This window comes from Paenibacillus sp. E222 (assembly GCF_013401555.1).
Taxonomy (GTDB): Bacteria; Bacillota; Bacilli; order Paenibacillales; family Paenibacillaceae; genus Paenibacillus.
In genome coordinates this window covers 4,400,532-4,419,945 of the sequence record NZ_CP058552.1, presented here as the reverse complement: position 1 = coordinate 4,419,945, position 19,414 = coordinate 4,400,532, and the positions used below count along the sequence as shown (strand labels likewise).

Sequence of the window (19,414 nt, the reverse complement as noted above, 5' to 3'; positions counted from 1 at the left end):
CCAGAATGCCCTCCGGCTGAAGGACAATAAAAACGGTCATCAGACAAAACAATATCGTATGGATTGTATTCAATATTGCTTCCCGACGCTTTGATGGGGCAAACGGGACTTCGGGTCCAGTTTTACACTTGCTTATTCAAAACTCCATTCCCTGATACTGATGCCTTGCTTGCCGGATGCTCCCCCAACCACCATATAAATGTCATGAACTCCCTGTGCATCTGTAATTCCAGTAGAATGCTCTTTCCATCGAGCTGATATGTCCGATCCAGGTGATCCACCCGATGCCGGAATCACAAGCTGGCCAATCAGCAGTCCGTCGGGGCGATCCAGATGAAGCTCCAGCACCGCCCCCTCGCCTTCATTGAAGATTGAAGCTGTAAAACATGCTGCCCCTTCATTGCCAAAATCAACCTTCGATAACGCAATCCAGCTGCCTCTTTCCATCACGGTAACGACAACGTCAGAAACGGCAGCATCCGCAGTGTCCCGTGTACATAATCGCTCCGTCTTCACCCCTGCACTCCATCCCATTGTGGCAGCAGCTACCCGCTGATAAGGATTGAACAGCTTGATCTGTTCAACACCTTCATAATCTGCGGCCACCTCGTTAATGCGGTCATCAACTTCGCTGAAGCTAATCCGGTTCAGATGTGTGGAACGATAACCATCAGGAACTTCCATCGCCTGCGATAACGTCTGGGCATGATAAGCAATGTACCAGTGCTCCAAAAATTGAAAAATGGCATGATGGTTGTTGCCGCCAACGCCAAAAAAGTGTCCCGGATTGCGCAGGATTGTTCCTCTGTAGGTCCATGGACCCATGGGCTGGCTGCTCGTCATGTAAGCAATTTCACCGGGTGGCGGACTGCCCTCCGGACGAATACCCTCGTCAAAGTTAGAACAGTAGGTAAAGTAATAAATATTGTTGAATTTGTGAATCCCCGCATCCTCAAACATGTACGGAGCGGGGATAACCCTCGCGCGTCCAACCACACTGGTCATATCTTCACCCAACGGCATAACTCTTGCGGTATCCGGCCTCTCCGCTCTCCCTTCCGGTATACCTCCTCCAAAATAGATATAAGCTCTGTGATCATCGTCTACCAGCACGGCCGGATCGAACAGCCACGTTACATCTTCAACACCCGGAGTATCTCTGGTAATGAGCGCTTTTCCAATAGGATCTAACCAAGGCCCGACCGGACTCGGGGCGGACAATACACCGATGCCGCTGGCATTGTTAGAAAAATAAAGAAAAAATCGATCCTGCCCGTCGATGATCTGATGTGCAGCGGCTGGTGCCCAGGATTGAATGGCCCATGTGGCTGCGCCTTGAGGCCCTGCCACATGAATCTCCCCATGATCGGTCCAGTTAACCAAGTCGTCTGAAGAGATGACTGTTATGCGATTGATCGAGTGAAAACTGTTTTTCTGCGGATTGCCCTCCGAATCATATTCCAGCTTATCACTCGTCATGTACAGATAGACACGACCCTCGAACACCAGAGCATACGGATCGGCTCCAAATTTATGGGCAACCAAAGGATTGTTATTGGGTGGAAGTTTCCCTATGGCCTTACTGAACTTCACAGCAGCTGGAGATGGATGACTCTGTTCCGTTTGTTCACTCGCATTTGAAGCAGAATTGTAGTTCATCAATCGTTCCTCCATTTAGGTTGGATGTACATCTTTTCCCCGCTCTGCGATTTTCCTGATCCAGTCCCAATACGCAGGAAAACGCTTGCAGTAGAAGACGCATTTATGTTAGGATGATTACATTTTAAGGTAAAGCTGAATACATTTTCATTGCGTATTCCGCTCTATTTATTGCGCGAAAGGACAAGGAGGTGCTACATGAACGGATCCACTGAATATTTTTACGATCCCATCCAGTCCGAGCTTTTATATCTGCATCGCGTAACTACGTATCCATTGGAAACAATCTATCATCGCCATGATGCATACGAGATCTACCTGTTTATTCGCGGCAATGTCAACTTTTATGTGGAGAACCGATGTTATCATCTGGAGCCGGGGGATTTGCTTATCATGTCTCCTGAGGAAATGCACCGTGCCTTTATTTTGGATGAAACCGAATATGAACGAATTACGATAAATCTAAAAAAAACGTATCTGTGTCAGTTGTCGACATTATCAACCAACCTATCCGCATGTTTTGATAATCGTCCAAAGGGACAAGAAAACATCGTTCACCTAGATGAATATCACATGAAGCAGATTTTGCATTTAACTAGCGAGCTGGAGGAATTGCTTGACTCAGATGTATATGGAGCAGATGTTAAGACCAACGCAGTTATTGCACAGTTGTTGGTGTTGATTAACCATTCGTTCCACAATAAAACCTCTATACCCGTCGATATCATGCCAGAGATGGTACGCAAAACAATGGAATATATTGAAGCGCACATCTCCCAGGAAATAACGCTTCGCAAGCTTGCCGAGGCTTTTTATCTGAACAGCACGTATATCAGCCGCCAGTTTAAAAAGCATACCGGACTAACGATCCGCTCTTACATATTGAACCGTCGTATTGAACTGGCCAGATATTACCTGTCCGGGGGGATGAGTATAACGGAGGCCTGCTTCCAATCGGGGTTTCGCGATTATGCCAATTTTATTCGAACCTTTACCAAAATTACCGGAGTCTCTCCGGGCAAATATAGCAGGCAAGTGCAACATATTCCTGATCCTTTTATTACTTCAGTTCCATAATACCCACGCTCAACATATTAATCTGCATATCTTATGCTGTACCTTAATTTAAAGGAGGAATTAAAGATGGGCTATGGATGCGGAGAAAATGTTGGTGGAGTTGGAGTAGGTGGATGCGGATACCCTGGATGGACTTCTACCGGAGCAATTTTGGTTCTGTTTATTCTTCTGGTCATTATCACTAAAGCCTGTTTGTTCTAGAACATTTTTCTGTTGAGATACGAAGACCGTCAACCTTAAGTGGTTGGCGGTCTTTTGTTCGAATGCACCTTTTCCCCACATATGACACGGTGTCACTTTTATTGTTGACGTATAACATTGGTGTCATATATAATTCATTAATCATCAATTGTGACACAGTGTCACTCATTAAGATTGGAGGATCATATTTGCCCAAAAAAACATTTTTTCACTTATCGAAAGAAAAACAGGACACGTTAATTCAATGTGCCAAAAGGGAATTTTCACGAGTTCCATTACACGAAGCGTCCATCGCCAATATTATCAAAGACGCGGGAATCTCCAGAGGAAGTTTTTATCAGTATTTCGAGGAAAAAGAGGATCTGTATTATTATCTGTTGAACCAGTCCTCGCAGAAAAATAATGACCGATTTATTGCAGCTTTAAAAGAGAACAACGGAGATGTATTCGAAGCTTTTATCGATTCATTTCAATTTATGATTCAGAATCACACTAATCAAGAACACAAAAACTTTTTTAGAAATGCTTTTTTAAACATGAATTATAAAACAGAGAAAACATTTACAAATAATATTTATGAAGAAAACCGGGAAAATCAGCTTTTACCTATCATTGAGTTAATGAACACGGAAACTTTAAATATACAAGGTGAACGAGAATTGCAGCATATTTTAAAAATCATTATAGCTGTAACCTTTGATAACCTGATTCAAGTGTTCGTAAAGGATTTGACCTATGAAGAAGCTTTAAAAAATTATGGTGAGCAGATGGAACTGCTAAAAAGAGGATTTAAAAAAATTTAATAGATAGATATATTTATACACATATATTTAAACGAGCTAAGGGATCAAATGAAGTGTCAAAAAAGGAGAAAACAAATATATGGATTCAGCTTTACAGGAAAAAAAACCACCCTATTTAATGATTGCCATTCTTTTTATTGGTGCATTTGTTTCATTTCTAAATAACTCGCTCTTAAATGTAGCGCTGCCATCCATTATGGTGGATTTGAACATTAAAGACTATTCCACGATTCAGTGGCTATCTACTGGCTATATGCTGGTCAGTGGTATATTAATTCCGGCGTCAGCATTTTTATTAACACGTTTCTCCAATAGAAGTTTGTTCATTACTTCCATGACCATTTTCACTTTAGGTACGGCCATAGCAGCCGTTGCACCAAACTTTGGTTTATTACTTACAGGAAGAATGGTTCAAGCAGCAGGCTCTTCAGTAATGGGACCCCTGTTAATGAATATTATGCTGGTAAGTTTCCCACGAGAAAAACGCGGAACAGCAATGGGTATTTTCGGATTAGTTATGATTACCGCCCCAGCAATCGGGCCCACATTATCAGGTTTCATTGTAGAATATTATGACTGGCGTTTACTTTTCGAAATGATTTTACCGTTAGCCGTCATTAGCTTATTATTAGGGATTTGGAAATCCAAAAATGTAATGCAGCAAAACAAAAATGCAACACTGGACTATTTCTCGATCATATTATCTTCCATCGGTTTTGGTGGTTTGTTATATGGTTTCAGCTCTGCAAGTTCAGATGGCTGGACTGATCAAGTCGTCTTAATCACTTTAATCGTTGGAGCTATTTCCCTGATCGCCTTCGTTGTGCGTCAATTGAAAATGGAAACACCCTTGTTGGATTTACGGGTTTACAAGTATCCGATGTTTGCCCTTGGCTCTGTTATTGCGATTGTAAACGCAGTAGCGATGTTCTCCGGAATGATTTTAACACCGGCATACGTACAAAACGTAAGAGGTATCACACCACTTGATTCAGGTTTAATGATGCTGCCAGGTGCAATCATCATGGGGATTATGTCACCTATTACAGGTAGACTATTTGATAAATATGGTCCACGGGTTCTCGGCGTAATTGGACTTACGATTACAGCGATATCAACGTACATGCTGGCAAACCTGCAAATTGACTCTACGCACACTTATATTATCCTTGTGTACACTCTGCGTATGTTTGGTATGGCCATGGTGATGATGCCTATTATGACTAACGGCCTGAATCAATTGCCAACACGCTTAAATCCACATGGTACAGCTGTCAACAATACTGCTCAGCAAGTGTCCGGTTCGATTGGTACGGCTATTCTGATTACGATCATGAATTCGGTGACCAAAACAAAAGCGGAAGATTTAATGACGGGTGTTGACCCAACAACCTTGACAGCAGCCAATAAAGCTTTGTTAACCCAGGAAGCGTTGCTCGCCGGAATTCAATATTCCTTCTATATCGCACTTGGCATTAATATTGTCGCCTTAATATTAGTTTTCTTCATTAAACGTGCGGAAGTCAAAGATGAACCTGTCGAGGCTCTAAAAAATCATCAGGGTAAACCTAAAACAAAACCCGCAGTAAATTAATGAAAACCATTTGATCAAAAACAATACTGACAAAATTAAAGAATATATAATATAAATGGAGCCTACTATCTTTAAGATAGCAGGCTCCATTTTTTCTCTCCTCTAAACTTACATGTTAGGTATAATTTCAATCTAATCGACCGGGTATATATTCATCTCAGTGAAATTGTAGGGAATACGCTTTACGATGATCAGGTAAATCTATCTCAACAAAACTTGCTCAAGAAATATGATATTGAGTAGATCCATTGAAGTTTCATTTAAAATATCCTTTCAAATTCGAAAAGCCGGGTAAAGTTACTCCCGGCTTTTCATGTTATTTTCCAGTTTCACCAAACGTCTTTATGCGCTCCCCAATCTGGTCACGAACCTTTTGGAATACAGCCCATTTCTCCTCTTCTGTACCTTGCGCTTTCGCGGGATCATCGAATCCCCAGTGTTCTCGCTTCACTTGTGGAGGGGTCATTGGACATTTATCTGCCGCATCCCCGCATAATGTGACGACGAAATCTGCACTGTTCAGTAACTCGGAGTCAATAATGTCCGATGTCTGGCTTGAAATATCGATACCTACTTCGTTCATCGCTTCTACTGCTTTTGGATTCAAACCGTGAGCTTCGATTCCTGCACTATAGATGTTCCAGTCCTCACTCAGATATTTCTTGGCCCAACCTTCAGCCATTTGGCTCCGACACGAGTTGCCTGTGCATAGGAAGTAAAGTGTTTTCTTGCTCATGTTCATCATCTTCTCCTCGTTGTTTGAATTTATAGAATGCTTAACCACAGATAGAGACCCACTAGCGTAATAAGTAGAGTAGGAACTGTGATAATGATACCTGTCTTAAAGTAGGTGCCCCATGAAATCTTGACGCCTTTGGTGCTAAGCACATGAAGCCAGAGCAGTGTTGCCAGTGAACCAATCGGTGTAATCTTGGGACCTAGATCGGAACCAATAATATTGGCGTAGATCAACGCCTCCCGAACGGTCCCCGTAGCCGTTGTTGCGTCAATGGCGAGTGCGTCAATCAAAACCGTAGGCATATTGTTCATCAGAGATGAAATGATCGCAGCAATAAAGCCCATACCAATCGTTGCGACAAACAATCCTTGATCTGCCACGGCCTGGATGGCTACGGCCAGCAGATCCGTCAGACCCACGTTACGCAAGCCATAGACCACGACATACATACCGATAGAGAAGAATACGATTGCCCAAGGCGCTTCCTTAACGACTACTTTAGTCGGTACAGCAGAGCTACGAGAAGCCATAATCAGGAAGAATATAGCCACGACTCCTGCCACAATAGATACAGGCACACCGACTAATTCACTGCCAAAGTAACCGACGAGCAGGATGCCAAGTACAATCCATGACAACCTGAACATCTTCAGATCTTTGATCGCTGTTACAGGTGCTTTCAATTCACTTGCATCAAACCGTTTGGGAATGCTTTTCCTGAAAAAGAGATATAACACACCGATACTTGCAGCCAGTGAAAACAGATTCGGAATAAACATTCTGCCTACATACTCCATGAACGTAATACCGAAGAAATCGGCAGATACGATGTTTACTAGGTTACTTACAACCAATGGCAATGAAGTTGTATCCGCAATAAATCCGCTGGCAATAATGAAGGGAAACACTTTTTTCTCATCAAAATTCAGTGCGCGGACCATAGCCAGAACAATTGGGGTCAGAATCAATGCTCCTCCGTCATTGGCAAAGAAAGCAGAAACTACAGCTCCTAAGAGGGAGACGTATACAAACATCCGAACACCTCTGCCATGAGCTGCCTTCGCCATATGTAAAGCTGCCCATTCAAAGAAACCGATACGGTCCAAAACCAATGAGATGATAATAATGGCCACAAAAGCAAGCGTGGCGTTCCATACCATTTGCGTAACATCCCAAACATCCTGGAAATGAACTACGCCTACAAGTAACGCCAGAATTGCTCCGCCGCAAGCAGACCACCCTATGGACAGGTTTTTAGGCTGCCAGATGACGAGCACTAACGTTATTAAAAAGATAATGCAAGCTAGAAAAGTAGAAAACAATCATGTACGCCTCCGATCAAATGAATTCCATCGCATAATCATATAACAATATACTTATATATTGCTTAAAAATTAATTACATACGGATGAAATGTTCTCTTTATTCAATGCCTTAAGAATGGCTGCAGAATCTGGCATAAATTCCAACACAGATTTAATATAAGGTGTATCCTCAACATTCAAAGAGTAGTATACCCATTGTCCACGTTTATTCTCTCTGACCAAGCCTTGATCCTTTAACTTGCGCAAATGCTGACTGATCCCAGGTTGTGACATGTCCAGTATGTCTACAAACTCACACACACACCATTCACGTTCTTTGAGGAGTGTAAGTATCGTCAGACGAGTCTTATCCCCAAGCAATTTTAACTTATCTGATGCTTCTTGAATAGAATTCATATCACTTACCTCCTTTTCTATACATAAGCACATGCTTATATTATAATGCACAAGTCTTCTTGTCAATTTTAATTCAAAGTGAACATAAAACTATTGGTTTACATTTGTTCCAAGAATTTCATGTTAATCAGACCTATTCCAGGTTAATTGGAACAAGATGAACTACAATCATTTGTTTGCTCGGCTACCTGTACTTTTGGACGATTCAGACTGCATACACCCATGTTGCTCTCCGCTTATGGTAATCTTCTTCCCTTACTGCTTCTCAATCCATCCAATAATATCGAATTAAAATTTTAATGTCTAAAATTTTAACTATAAATTAATTTATAGAAAGAGGCATCAGCAAAATGTCAAATTATCTTCATACTATTGCGACAATCCATTGAACTTGTCTGTGACAATTGTCATGATGTTATGATAATTCTGATATATTAGTACATGAGATGAATGTTCTTGATCGTAATGTCAATGAGTAGATAACTACACATCATTACTGTATGTAAGGATATTGGGAGGATAAGATTGTGGTATTAGCGATATTAAGTATGGTTATGGTTGTACTATTTTCAGCATTCATTGTTCTAAAAGCATATAAGCGTAAAGAAAAACTTGCGGGTATGCCTGGCATGATGATCGCTATGACCGTTGGCATGATGTCAAGCCTTGCACTTGGTGTACAATTAGGCATTGTGTTTCCACGTGATTTAACAGTCCCATCCATTACCGCTATATTGTTTGGCTTGGCAGCCGGGTACTTCACAGGCAAACCTATCAGTCTATTGGCAACTTTGGATGGCATGTTGGCAGGAATTATGGGTGGCATGATGGGCGCAATGCTCGGGGCAATGGTTGGTCCTTCTTATATCATGATGATCTTTGTTGACATTCTATTTGTTTTTATTTTGAGCGTTGCTCTTCAATTGGCGAATCAAGAAACGGATACTAACGATAAAACAAATAAAAGTGGTATAGGGATGCCGTTTATTGCAGGAATACTAACGGTCACTTTTGGAGTTGTATCTGTAGGTGCAACGTTATTTTACCAATATCAACCGAATGAAACATCGGCCACCAAATCACAAGAGTCGCAGAGTGAGCAAGCTAATTCTCTTCAAGAAAATTCAGGAGTTCAGATTGTATCAGTCGACATAAAATCAGATGGTTTTAGTCAAGAGAATATTGAAGTAAAAGCAGGAGTTCCGACAAAAATAAATTTCATAAAACATTCGGGTTATACATGTATAAGAAGTGTTCAGTCCAAAGATTTAGGGATAGATGTGTATCTTGAAAAAGGAGATAACTTCGTTACCCTAAAAGATTTGAAACCTGGAACTTACAACTTTAATTGTGGCATGTACATGTATTATGGAACGATCACCGTGGTATAAGCGAACTTTCCCCCTTCCAGATGAATTGCCCATCGTAGTTAGTCGATTTAGGGAGCGTAGTGTCAGTTAATCATGACACTACGCTCCCTATTTGGATTGCTTTTGTTGACCTTTATATAACAAATCCTCCTCCCTTTCAAATGTAAGCTTTTTGTAAGAATGAATTAATAAAAAATCAGGATTCACACTCTACAATGAAGTTATCGATTGATATCATTCATATCTATGAGGAGGACAACAATGAGTTTAACGAGAGAATTGGGCAGCTTCAAGAAGTACATAGTTGGGTTCATGGCATTATGGATTGTGTTAGTATGCGGTACAGGTACCGGTTATGCAAGCATTGAACCTGCGACAAGGCTGACGTTAGCACTTGAGCATGCGACGATTGTAGACGTAAGGTCCGGAAAGTTAACCAGCGATCAGACCATTATCATTAAGGATAACAAGATCAGTCACATTGGAAACAGCAGTCAAACGGCCATCCCCGATTACGCACAGGTACGTGATGCTAAGGGCCAATACGTCATTCCTGGTTTGTGGGACATGCATGTCCATCTGGAAGATAACTATAAAAATGCTTTCCCTCTCTTTCTGGCTAATGGAGTGACCGGAGTACGGGAGATGGGGGCGGCTTTAAAGAACGTCGATATATGGAAAACGAGTATTCAAGCGGGAATGCCTGCCCCACGTCTTGTCTATGCGGGTTCGACTCTAAATGGAGGTCCGGCTGACGAGGCTCCGCACATGTTCTACTTGAGCACAGAGGAACAAGCGCGGGAAGCCGTACGTCTGAATGTGGCAAAAGGCGCGGATCATATCAAAGTATACTCTTGGTTGCCGCGTCCTCTGTTTCTGGAGGTTATGGACGAAGCGAATAAGTACGGTTTGCCAGTTGTCGGTCATTTACCGGTAGAGGTTCGGGCCAGCGAAGCCGTTCAGCTAGGATTTAAGAGCATAGAACACCTACACGGCTTATTTATTGCCACTTCGAGCATCGAGGACGAACTTTTCAAAAATGCCGACATGAGTGATTTGCTTGGTTATTCGCTGGCAGAGATCGAGGCTTCCCAAGCCTATGACTCCGTCAAGGCCAGCAAGCTGTTCCGCAAATTCAAAGAAAAAGGTGTCTGGCCTGTACCGACCATGGTTACCTATTTGAATATGGCCAAAACCGAAATCGATCCGCGGTCCAAATACGTACCTACGGCCGTGCAGAAGCAATGGGCCGAAGTGATTCGCGCCACCCCTCCGGAACAAACTGAATTAATGGAGGCCATCAATTCCCTAACGCCGGGCATGGTCAAAAAATTAAATGATGCCGGCGTGCCCATGCTTGCAGGCACCGATTCCAGTTACGAAATGACTAACTTTATATACGGCATTTCCTTGCATGATGAACTTGAATGGCTAGTTAAAAGCGGCCTCACCCCACTTCAGGCCTTGCAGTCAGCAACGTTGAATCCGGCACGATATTTGGAAAGAGAGCAGGAACTGGGCACCGTAGAAAAAGGAAAACTTGCTGATCTCGTAATTCTTGATAAAAATCCGTTAGAGGATATTCGAAATACAACAAGCATATCCGCGGTTATCTTGGATGGAAAACTGATGGAGAAACAAACGTTGGACCGTGCAGTTCAAACCTATCCCGTGATAAAAGTAGCCGATATGAAAGATGAAACGCTATGATCGGGATCCTCTGCTAAAACATCTAGCATAATCATGAATGCGGCCAAGCCCTTCTCTTCCCGAATATGAAGAGGATGGGCTTTTCCTGTTTCAATGCTTTGATCCTATTAAAAAGAAAACGACAGCCCAGTAAATTACTGTTCTGCCGTTAAAATAAACATGATATTAATTGCATGCATGGTGATCAAGCAAGCGCATCTGCTCTTACAAGTTCAGATCATCTGCGAGTGCTTCAACTCCTGTGAAGATAGAATCCCCGTAACCCCAGAAGTTATTGAAATCAATAACGTAAATTTTCTTGTTTTTAATCGCGTTAATGCTTTGCAATTGCTTGTTGGTTAGCAGCTTTTCAATCGTTTGTTCCGGATCAATACCGCCAGCATATTTAGAAATAATCATGGCATCTGGATTGATCTCGATTAGCTTCTCCAAACTGAGCGTGCCTTCTTCGTTAATCAGCATATTATGCATATTGATTAATGACATGGCACTTTCAATAAATGTATCTCCATTTCCGTTGTACACTCCAATGGTTCCATCACCATTATCAAAAAAAGATGCATAGTTGATCGTTTCAGCGCTTGCTCGAGCCGCTAATGCTTTCTCACGTGCTTTGAGCTGTTCGATATAAGACGCTGCATTCGCTTGTACATTAAATATTTCACCTAGCTCAGTGATATCCTTGTATAGATTATCTAATTTTGCATCAGTAACACTGGTACTTTGTACAAAGGTTTTGATATTCATCTCATTCAGACTGTTTACAGTGCCAACGCCCCAATCTGCATCTTCAAACAATCCCCCGCGCCCCATAACCAGATCAGGCGAAGCACCAATGGTTACTTCTTTACCTACATAACCTTCAGATAGCACAGGAATTTTTTTGAAATCTTCAGCAATATCCTCAGGCACATTGCCAAACAGCGCTGCTACGCCAACAATCTTGTCAGTTAAACCAAGACGAATTAATAACTCCGCTGCACCTTGTGTATTGGCAACCACTCGTTCAGGTGCTTTATCGAAGGTTTGTTCCTTTGCCACCCAGGTGCCGTTTTCAGTTGTATAGTTTGAAACAACGATTGGGTATATTGTTTGAGCTGCGCCTGTAGCATCCGCATCCGTTTTTTGCCCATCTGTTGAAGCATTCGTATCGCTATCCGTCACTGCTTCCTGTGAGCTAGTGTTTGCAGCTTTGCTGCTGCCATTACTACTGGAGCAAGCTGCAAGCACAAGAACAAGTGCAGTCATTAAACATAGAATTGCTCCTTTTTTTACGGATAAAAACATTCAAAATCTCTCCCTTTCCTTTTTCACTTTGGCCATTATGTATCATAGTCATTGTCAGTATACAGCAAATGTCGAATGACGTAAATGAGAATGATAACTATTATCATATTAAAAGGTTGCGAATTATCGTTAATCACATTCCATTGTGACATTTTAACTGCCTGTCCACTATTCATTCCCTCCAGGCCAGTCGTTTCTAGCAGCAAATCCGTATAAAACAAAAAAAGCCGGTGCAATTAACCACACCAACCTCTTACATCACATTGACCATATTCATTATCACCCACAACCACCACCGTGCCGTCTGATTTAATGCCAAGAGTATGAGCACAACCCGCAGCTATCGCCACAATGTCACTCCAGTTACCTACATTGCATTGATCGTACTTATTCCATCCCACGGCCACCACCGTACCGTCCGATTGAAGGCCAATGGTATGATTACTGCCTGCCGCTATCGCCGTAATACCACGCCAGTTGCTTACTTCGCATTGGCCATGTTTATTTCCACCCACGGCAACCACAGTGCCACCCGATGTAAGCCCCACGGTATGGAGGTACCCTGCCGCTACCTCCACGATGTCGCTCCAACCGCTTACATCACATTGGCCATATTGATTATTGCCCACAATCGTCACAGTACCATCTGATTTAAGCCCGGCGGTATGCCAGTCTCCCGCGGCTACCGCAACCATATCACGCCAGCTGCTTACATCGCATTCGCCTTCATTATTTCGTCCCACAGCAATCACCGTGCCATCCGATTTCAGCCCGACGGTACGACGCCACCCCGCAGCAATTGCTACAATATTGCGCCAATCGCTTACCTCGCATTGCTCATGTTTATTCCAGCCCACCGCCACTACCGTGCCGTGAGACGTTAGGCCGATGGTATGCGCATTACCTGTGTTCGTCGCCATATGAACATTACCAGCCGCTATCGCCACAATATCGCGCCAGCTGCTTACATCACATTGGCCAACTTTATGATCCCCCACTGCCGTTACCGTTCCGTCCGATCTAAGACCAATGGTATGACGTCGCCCCGCCGCTATGGCGGTATATTTAGGGCGCTCCGCCTTTAATGCCGCTTCAATTGACGAAGTGTAATCCATCTTTTACCCCCTTGAAATACATTGCCTGAACCCCGATTCAGTATGAATATTATTTTTTTACATCTTACTCTACAATAAATAATAAATACAACAAATAGTAAATACAACGATTAGAAAGGTCAAAAAACCGTTAACTCTTCTCAGAATTAACGGTTTGAAATCGTACCCTATTTTAATCTAGCTGGTGGAATACTTTGCGGGTTATTAAATACATTTTTCGGATCGTATTTCGCTTTTACTTTTCTTAATCTGGCGTAGTTCTTGCCATAATAGGTCGGCCCTGGATTTTTAATACCTTGGTCTGGTACGTTAATGTAGGCCCCTACAATATAAGGCTGCAATTTCGTTCTCGTGTTCCGAGTCAAAGCAATATTTTTAGCTGCATGCGATGGCTTCACCCATGAGCTGTTCCATTCCACATAAAATTCAGCTTTTCGCCAGTAAAACGCAGTGGCTTGAGGAGCAACTCGACTTACAGCACCACCCCAGTTAAGGAAATAGAAACCGGCTGGTGTACCTCCCTCTGCATTTTCCAGAAACTCACGCATGACTTTGAAGGCTTTATCCGGGAACGGGCGTCTGCCGAAGCCACTGGAAAACTGGTTGCTGTATTTTTGGGTGAGCACAGGATCCGGGGCCAGCAAAAACTTCGTGGCTGCCCTGTATGGCAGGTACAGAATGCTTTTTTTGGTAGGTGTTCCTACGCTAAGAATGGGTTCCAACTGACGGAGGGCTTCACTCTTTGAACCGAGGTATACCCCAAGCATGCTAACATTTCCGCCTTTTTTGGGACCAACACTTAATTCACTTCCCAGCTTGGTACTGGCTTTAGGTGCCCATACTTGCCATTTCTTCACGACTTTTTCGAACTGATCCCATGGCCATGTGATACTAAATACAGTAGCTTTGGCTGGAGAGCGCCGCACCTTGAATTTATATTTAGTGTATACACCGAAGTTACCGCCTCCGCCGCCACGTGTAGCCCAGAGAAGATCGGAATTTTGCTTTTTGTTCGCCCGAATAATCCGCCCTTTAGCGTCAACCATTTCGAGCTCGATTAGATTATCACAGATGAGACCCGTTGTTCTTTGCAGTGGACCAATTCCGCCACCAGGTGTTATTCCACCAATTCCAACCGTTGGACTGTCACCAAATGGGGACATATATCCTTGTCGAGCCAACGTATCCACGATTCTTCCTACCCGATTACCTGTCTCAACGACGGCCGTTCCGCTTTTTTTGTTTAACTTGATTCTCTTCATTTCGCTAACGTCGATGACTATACCACCATTGACTTGTGAAAGGTTGGACTCTAATGCGTGCCTCCCACTTCTCGGACGAATAGGCACCTTATTTTGGCGCGCCCATCTTATCGCATTGGCTACATCCTGTGTTTTTTGAGCGAACACAAACACTTTAGGGAATCTGTCCGTATGCGGGTCCCAGTTCTTCCGAGCCACTTCATAACCAGGGTCACCTTTAAACACCACTCGCCCTGTAAGCTTCACTTTTGAAATCACGTATTTATCCAACTCCTTAGTCATTAAAACATGTATTTTCCAATAACAAATTAGGCTGATTCCATATAGCCTATGAAGGAGAATCTGGTTGTGTTTGGGCGTATAAAAAAAGAAAAATATCGGATCACGAGCAACCTACGCTCAGAACCCGATATTTTCAAATGGAATCCTTTTTCCTTATGCAATCATTTTAGTTGAATCTTGAAGACATCTCCCGCTTCACCACCAAAGACGATAAAACCACCTTTGGGAAGCACCGTTGATTCTTGATTCGTTGCTTTCGAAAATTGAACCACTTCACCTTCAGCGTTATATACGGCATAACCTCCGCTCTCCGGAGTATCCACCGTTAACGTTTTGTTCGCCGAGCGGGAATCGATGGCATACCACCGAGCTTGACCGTTTGCCGGAATGGTGGTGATGCCTGTTTTGCCACCAAAGATTGGTGTAATGGCCTCCTCCGCAATATACTCCTGTCCATCCTGAGTTAAGTACTCCGCTTCGTTCTTCGTGCGGAAATGCAGATCGAATGCATCTCTTCCGTTCATAACAGGAATCTGAACGACATTCTCTGCATTATCCGGATCAACAACTCGGGTACCATTCGCATATCCGCTTTCCACATCTACGGACAGGTTTTTGATCAGCATCGTTGGGAGCAGATAGAAGATCGACGTTATCTTTTCATCCAACGCATAATATTTCGAACCGTTTCTAGCCTTCCATCTCTCTTTCGATGCTGTATCCAGCGAATTATTTTCCAATTTTTGATAATCATAAGTGTTCATCACGGTTTGGCCTAATCCGGGCAGCGTGATATGCGCCTGAACTTTAAGATATACCTTGTCATTGCTTTCTTTCTCGAAGCTGATCTTCACGCTTCCGTCGTTACTCGTAAACTCCCCTCCACCCGTGTACACGTAATTCTGCTCCGGGATAAGTCCTCCCTGCATAGCCGGAAGTGAGAGTTCGCCATTCTTAATCTCTATATCAAGGGTTGCACCTACCGTACCATAGAGACCGGAATACGCCGTCAATTCCGAAGGCATCTTCGTTTTGACAGGTGGTGAGAATGTCTCATCAGGCTCTATCTCGTCGATGATGCCTTGTTCCTCAAGAACCTCCAGCAGAACTTTAGTGGCAAACAGCTGATTATAGACAGAAGACCCGCCCGAAGAAAGAACCGCCATCGATATATCATGTTCCGGTATAGTGATTAACGAGGCATGAAACAACATGGTGTCTCCACCTTTGGTAAGTGCGGTAATGCCATAATCGCTGAACGGTGCAAGTGCTACCGCATCCCATCCAAGACCATAGTTGAAGGTATTTCGCTCTTCTGACACCCATATTCCTCGACGATATTCATGATTTTGCATGGACTCTACTGAGGTTTTGGACAGAATATCCGGTTTGTTTCCTATCAATACTTCAGCGAATCGACTTAATTCTTCTGCGGTCGAGTAGATTCCACCTGTACCAATGATATTGGCATTTTCAACAGGCAGTTTCGTTTTAATCGTAGGCCAATAGGTTTCAGATAATTGTTTTCTATCAAAAGAATCAAGTGGTGTCTTGGTTGCATGCAACTGTAACGGATTGCTGATGAACTTGGCAATAAATTCGCTGTAGCTTAATCCACTCACCCGTTCAACCAGTATCTCAAGCAACTGAAAGCCATCATTACAGTATACGGAATAAGCTCCAGGGTTTGATTTTAATTTTTCTGACTTTAGTTTGAGCAGTAATTCATCATGATTGCGGGTATCATTATCGTCAAATAACATACTGTTTCCATAATGGGTACCATAGAGCCCGGAAGAATGATTCATAAGCATGCGTGGCGTTATTTGGGTATATCGGTCATCCGCCATTTCAAAATCTTTAATATACGAAGTGAGGGGCTGGTCCAGATCCACTTTACCGGAATCGACCAACATCATGGTGGCAGCTGTGACAACCATTTTGCTAACCGAGCCTATTCCAAACATGGTATCCTTGTCGACTGGTTTCTGGGATGCCTTGTCCTGGAATCCAACACTATCGGACAAAATGATCTTCCCTTCATCCATGATCGCATACTGCATACCTGTGACACCATAATTCTGCACCATCTCTGTGGCAAGTCGCCCAGCCTGATCCTCAATCGCTCCCATCTTGTTTCCCTCTGCCCTGACATCTGTCATCGGCATGACAACAAGTACAGCCGTACATAACATACTGATTAGTTTCTTCATAATAATAACTTCCTCCCTTATGATACTGTGCATATGATTGCATTCATCATATCGGGGACGAAGCATATAGAGCGATAACGAACCCTGAATGGAAAAAAACAATCCCCGAACGGTATGTTCAGTGACTTCTCATGTCAAAAGGAAGCACGACCATGTTATTAAACGTCCGATGTTGATTCTCAATACTCATATGTCCACCATACTTTTCGCACATTCTCGAAATGTTGGTTAGGCCGATCCCATGATACTCCGGGTTGGGCTTCTCACTCTTGAGGTGAGTCACTTTCTGCTCCACCTGATTCAGAATCTGGATTACAAGTGCAGACGCCGTGGAGTGAATTGCGACCAGGATGTATCGGTCTTCGGCATGTCTGACTTTCTTGGAAGCTTCGATCGCATTATCCAACATATTGCCGAGCACAACACACAGATCATAACGGTCAATATGGATATGTTGTGAATGAAGTTGAATACGGGTGTCGATTTTGATCCCGTTGGCCTGCCCCAATGCAATCGTATTCGTAACAAGAGCATCAATAACAAGATTGCCGGAATTTACCCGTTGGTACGCTCCTTCAATCTTATTCAGCGTGAGTTTAATATGATCGCCTGCCGCATCAAGCTTGTTTTGCTTAATACACTCCTCAATGTACAGGAACTGCTGATTGATATCATGGATGATGTTTTTTACATTTTTGAAACTGTGCACTGTTTTCTCATAGTTGGCATCCTGGTAATCCATCTGACGCTGTAATTGAGCATTTTCATTCGCGAGCTGAACCTTTTCCACCATATTATCGAATACATAAACAATGAACACATTTAGAAAAAGGGAGCCCAGCACGGAAACGACATAGTATATGTTTTTTTCACTATAAGTCGAGGCTACATTGATCTGATAGATCGTAATGGTGGGAACGATCAGAAACAAGAGATAATAACGATAATGCATAGCGAAACTTCTCCGTTTGGCAATCAAACGCACAATCTGAATAACAATGAACATAATACTGCAACCAAGCAATACTACTTTGGAGAACACCCAATGATAATCCACGTTGAAATGATCCCATATACTATAATCCGTAGAATCGATCGCACTCATAATATATACGGCAATGTAATTTACCGTTGTGAGCAGTACAGCATAGAGGATGGTAAAAGCCAGTTTTATGATGAATTCCACCTCATAGGATTGTGCCAGGCTGAAGATGAGTAACAAAGCAAAAGCGGACGATACGACAGGTGAAAATGAAGATACCCAATAGAAATATCCCAGTACAACAAATATAATGAAATAAATTACTCTGTATGGCTTTTGTCTGGACTTGCCCAGCACGGAATTGAAATAAAAATTCACCTGGAATGCCATAAGTAAAGGAACGACGAAGACAGACAAGTTTACGTACATATCCATATCACTGAATCCTCATGATCATATATTTGGTATAAGCATCCTTGACTTCCTTGACTTTGGAGCGGCCTATGGGCAATTCCGTACCATTTAACATGATGACCTGGGTACCGGCAAACTTCTGAACATGCAGCAGGTTGATGATAATCGATCGATGAATTTGCAAGAAACCATGATCTTTCAAAGCGGCAGCGTAACCGGATAGGATGCCTTTGCTCTCATACGCATTTTCCTGAGTCACAAATTTTAATTTGTTCTTGATCGTCAAACTCTTCATAACCTCAATCCAGAGAATATCATCGTATTTCAACAGAAGCTCTTCATAGTCTGACTTAATCAGTACATACTTTTTGTCCAACGCTTTGAAATATTGGCACAGCTTGATCATTTTCTCCTCGAAGATCTGCGGCAGGATTGGTTTGATCAGATATTGAAAAGTAACCACATCAAAGCTCTCCACCATATACTCGGGATAGCTGGTCAGAAACATGATTTGCACGTCCAGATACTTCATCTTCCTGATTTCTTTGGCTGTCTGGATTCCGTTCATTCCGCTCATCTCCACATCCATAATGAGGATATGAAACGTGTCCCCAACGTTTTTATAATGTGAGACGAGCTGCTCACCTGATGCAAATAATGTAATTTGAAAATCAATATTCGTTTTTAGAGATAAGGAGATAAGCATCGTTTTCACAAGTTCTCTTTGGTTCTCCTCGTCATCACAGATTGCAACATGGAACATGTTTGAACATCCGCCTTTCTTGACATCGACGCTGAATTTCACTCTCAAATATACTATTTTATCACAGGTTTAAGGGCTGTATTGAGATGAAACGCATGATTCAGACCCTAAAATGCACAAAAAAACCGTTAACCTTTTCAGATTAACGGTCTAACTGTTCAATAGTTATCGAGCACTTATTTCTGTTTATCAATCTCAATACTCATCTACAGCGCTGTGCAG

At 42.7% G+C, this 19,414-nt stretch carries 16 protein-coding genes; 6 read left to right on the top strand and 10 right to left on the bottom strand.

From position 1 onward, the window contains the following. Positions 1 to 132: 132 nt before the first annotated feature. Complete coding sequence (locus HW560_RS20010) at positions 133 to 1,659, bottom strand: glycoside hydrolase family 43 protein (RefSeq protein WP_257031381.1); 1,527 nt, start codon at positions 1,657 to 1,659, stop codon at positions 133 to 135. Positions 1,660 to 1,857: 198 nt separating this feature from the next. Here HW560_RS20010 and HW560_RS20005 point away from each other — a divergent pair, with 198 nt between their 5' ends. The 4 genes from HW560_RS20005 to HW560_RS19995 all read left to right on the top strand — a co-directional run bounded on the left by HW560_RS20005 (position 1,858) and on the right by HW560_RS19995 (position 5,334). Further along, positions 1,858 to 2,736, top strand: a complete 879-nt coding sequence (locus HW560_RS20005) for an AraC family transcriptional regulator (protein ID WP_090899385.1) — start codon at positions 1,858 to 1,860, stop codon at positions 2,734 to 2,736. A gap of 66 nt (positions 2,737 to 2,802) precedes the next feature. Then, positions 2,803 to 2,937, top strand: coding sequence for a YjcZ family sporulation protein (locus HW560_RS33515; RefSeq protein ID WP_208642753.1), 135 nt, complete (start codon positions 2,803 to 2,805; stop codon positions 2,935 to 2,937). Positions 2,938 to 3,125: 188 nt separating this feature from the next. Beyond that, positions 3,126 to 3,740, top strand: coding sequence for a TetR/AcrR family transcriptional regulator (locus HW560_RS20000; RefSeq protein WP_090899387.1), 615 nt, complete (start codon positions 3,126 to 3,128; stop codon positions 3,738 to 3,740). Between the two features lie 79 nt (positions 3,741 to 3,819). Next, entirely contained in the window at positions 3,820 to 5,334 is a 1,515-nt protein-coding gene (locus HW560_RS19995) for a DHA2 family efflux MFS transporter permease subunit (RefSeq protein WP_179264412.1), read from the top strand. Positions 5,335 to 5,650: 316 nt separating this feature from the next. Here the strand turns inward: HW560_RS19995 and arsC are convergent, their stop codons facing one another. The 3 genes from arsC to HW560_RS19980 all read right to left on the bottom strand — a co-directional run bounded on the left by arsC (position 5,651) and on the right by HW560_RS19980 (position 7,794). Next, complete coding sequence (gene arsC / locus HW560_RS19990; RefSeq protein WP_090902429.1) at positions 5,651 to 6,070, bottom strand: arsenate reductase (thioredoxin); 420 nt, start codon at positions 6,068 to 6,070, stop codon at positions 5,651 to 5,653. A gap of 29 nt (positions 6,071 to 6,099) precedes the next feature. Next, the gene (locus HW560_RS19985) at positions 6,100 to 7,395 is read right to left on the bottom strand and encodes an arsenic transporter (RefSeq protein WP_179264410.1); all 1,296 of its coding nucleotides are present in this window, start codon (positions 7,393 to 7,395) and stop codon (positions 6,100 to 6,102) included. Positions 7,396 to 7,467: 72 nt separating this feature from the next. Beyond that, positions 7,468 to 7,794 carry an ArsR/SmtB family transcription factor gene (locus HW560_RS19980; protein WP_179264408.1) on the bottom strand — a complete coding sequence of 109 codons (327 nt, stop codon included), beginning with the start codon at positions 7,792 to 7,794 and terminating at the stop codon, positions 7,468 to 7,470. Positions 7,795 to 8,321: 527 nt separating this feature from the next. Here HW560_RS19980 and HW560_RS33990 point away from each other — a divergent pair. After that, positions 8,322 to 9,185 (top strand): cupredoxin domain-containing protein, encoded by an 864-nt coding sequence (locus tag HW560_RS33990; protein WP_257031380.1) that lies wholly within the window; start codon positions 8,322 to 8,324, stop codon positions 9,183 to 9,185. A 240-nt stretch (positions 9,186 to 9,425) separates the two neighbouring features. Beyond that, entirely contained in the window at positions 9,426 to 10,874 is a 1,449-nt protein-coding gene (locus tag HW560_RS19970; protein WP_179264406.1) for an amidohydrolase family protein, read from the top strand. A 204-nt stretch (positions 10,875 to 11,078) separates the two neighbouring features. On the opposite strand, the gene HW560_RS19965 is transcribed toward HW560_RS19970, so the two are convergent. From HW560_RS19965 to HW560_RS19940, 6 genes are all read right to left on the bottom strand, one after another. Further along, a complete protein-coding gene (locus HW560_RS19965) occupies positions 11,079 to 12,161 on the bottom strand; it encodes an ABC transporter substrate-binding protein (protein WP_179264404.1) in 1,083 nt (360 codons plus the stop codon). A 236-nt stretch (positions 12,162 to 12,397) separates the two neighbouring features. Further along, the gene (locus HW560_RS19960) at positions 12,398 to 13,276 is read right to left on the bottom strand and encodes an RCC1 domain-containing protein (protein ID WP_179264402.1); all 879 of its coding nucleotides are present in this window, start codon (positions 13,274 to 13,276) and stop codon (positions 12,398 to 12,400) included. A gap of 167 nt (positions 13,277 to 13,443) precedes the next feature. Then, positions 13,444 to 14,793 carry an FAD-binding oxidoreductase gene (locus HW560_RS19955; RefSeq protein WP_373565005.1) on the bottom strand — a complete coding sequence of 450 codons (1,350 nt, stop codon included), beginning with the start codon at positions 14,791 to 14,793 and terminating at the stop codon, positions 13,444 to 13,446. Positions 14,794 to 14,981: 188 nt separating this feature from the next. Beyond that, positions 14,982 to 17,033, bottom strand: coding sequence for a serine hydrolase domain-containing protein (locus HW560_RS19950; protein ID WP_179264398.1), 2,052 nt, complete (start codon positions 17,031 to 17,033; stop codon positions 14,982 to 14,984). A 118-nt stretch (positions 17,034 to 17,151) separates the two neighbouring features. Then, a complete protein-coding gene (locus tag HW560_RS19945; protein WP_179264396.1) occupies positions 17,152 to 18,450 on the bottom strand; it encodes a GHKL domain-containing protein in 1,299 nt (432 codons plus the stop codon). Position 18,451: 1 nt separating this feature from the next. Then, complete coding sequence (locus HW560_RS19940) at positions 18,452 to 19,192, bottom strand: LytR/AlgR family response regulator transcription factor (RefSeq protein ID WP_179264394.1); 741 nt, start codon at positions 19,190 to 19,192, stop codon at positions 18,452 to 18,454. Positions 19,193 to 19,414 lie beyond the last annotated feature (222 nt).